General features: G+C 33.5%; 1 protein-coding gene. It reads right to left on the bottom strand.

What is annotated here, in order from left to right:
- Positions 1-123: 123 nt before the first annotated feature.
- Positions 124-1,581: an IS1182 family transposase gene (locus IEX12_RS23015; protein WP_188725986.1), complete on the bottom strand. Its 1,458-nt coding sequence runs from the start codon at positions 1,579-1,581 to the stop codon at positions 124-126.
- Positions 1,582-1,688: the final 107 nt, after the last annotated feature.

Here is a 1,688-nt window from a genome sequence, read left to right as displayed (position 1 = left end):
GAGGCCACTGAAAATCTTATGATTTTTCAATGGAACTAATATCTGTATCAAAAAAAAGCGACTTGAAATTCATTTTATTGAATTACAAGTCGCTTTTTTACAGGTATATACCCTATGTTTATCTTACTTTTCATCCATTAGTTTCAATATCCGTTTTAAATTTACGGCAAATATTGCCATGGCTCCTTGCATTTCCATGCCTAATAGACCCGAGGATTTTGAAACATTATACCCGTGTCTATATTTTAATTCACTATTCTTAGCTTCTATTTTATAACGTTCTTTGGACTTTTCTTTAAAGTAGTCACTTTCTTGAAATTTTTCCTGCTCCGTATGTATATGTGATTTAATAGTTACAGAGTAAGTTTTGCTTTTTGAACCTTCCTTATAACATCCTTCTTTAAAAGGACAGCACTTGCATTTTTCAATGTCAAAGTAATATACGTATCGCGGATTTTTGTTTCCCGCCCTTTTTCTATTTTGTGTTTTTTGGATTGCCATATGACCTGCCTTACAAACATACATCCCTGCATCTTTATTAAATTCAAATTCATCCTCTTTTTTCCGATACCCTTGTGTTATGGATGGATTTAATTTGGATACTAAATCTATTTTATTTTCCTTCGTGTATTCAATATTTCCTTTTTCAGAATAGGCCGCATCACCAATCACTGTTTCTACTTCCACACCAGCTTCCATACTTTTCTCAATCAGTGTTTCTAATTGTCTTCCATCGTTTTTTTCACCGGTTGTGACTGTAGCTGCTGTGATAATTCTTTCGTCACTCATCGCTATATGTGTCTTATAGCCAAAAAAGGATGTATCCTTTGTTTTATGTCCAACTTTCGCATCCTTGTCTTTAGAGATTTGCAGATGTTCGATGTCGTCTTCAACAGTTTCTTTTAATATGTTCAATTTTTCTTTCACTTTTGGATACTTAGTAATTGTTTCCTCATTCTCAATTACATTCATTAGTTTCTTACAATATTCAATTTCATCTTCCAATTCATTTGTTGTCGATTTAGATGGGAACCTTTCCTTCATTGATTCATCGATCTCATAGACAGACTTTCTAAGCTTTTTGGAGCGATCCATCAATATCTCTTTAGGTGACATTTGATTATATCGAGCTTTTGTGTGGGTGGCATCTACGATTATAGATTTACTTTTTATAACTCCCTTTTCAATGGCAATTTCAACCGATTTATTGATTAACATATCCAATAAATTTTTGTCCTTTAAACGCAATTTGCGAAACTTGGTTAGCGAACTTGGCTCAATGACGGGTTCTTCCGGAGCCATACCAAGAAAATACTTAAAGGACATGTCATATTTAGAACGCTCTACAATGTCAACGTCAGACAAATCGTAAATTGTTTTCAGAAGCAAATATTTAAACATACGAATAGGGTCGATGGCATTTCGCCCATTTGTATGACAATATTTATCGTTTAACTCATTATACACAAAGGAAAAGTCTACTAAGTCATTAAGCCTTCGCAGTAGGTTATCCTTTGGTATAACTAAATCGTAAATTTCGGTATATGGACTTAAGATCATCGAATCCTGTTTTTGAATCATTACATCCACCCACTTTAACTTGATACTTCTATTGTAACTAAAAAAAGATATGGTTCCCATATTAAATTTGGGAATCATATCTTTTCGGGACTTTTTCAGTGGCCTCG

The sequence above is a fragment of the Lentibacillus populi genome, from assembly GCA_014642895.1.
Classification (GTDB): Bacteria; Bacillota; Bacilli; order Bacillales; family Amphibacillaceae; genus Lentibacillus_C; species Lentibacillus_C populi.
This window is presented reverse-complemented; position numbering and strand designations above follow the sequence as displayed.

What these genes read in the sequence shown, in the direction of transcription:
- IEX12_RS23015 (WP_188725986.1), bottom strand. Translation starts at nt 1,581, where the DNA reads ATGATTCAAAAACAGGATTCGATGATCTTAAGTCCATATACCGAAATT.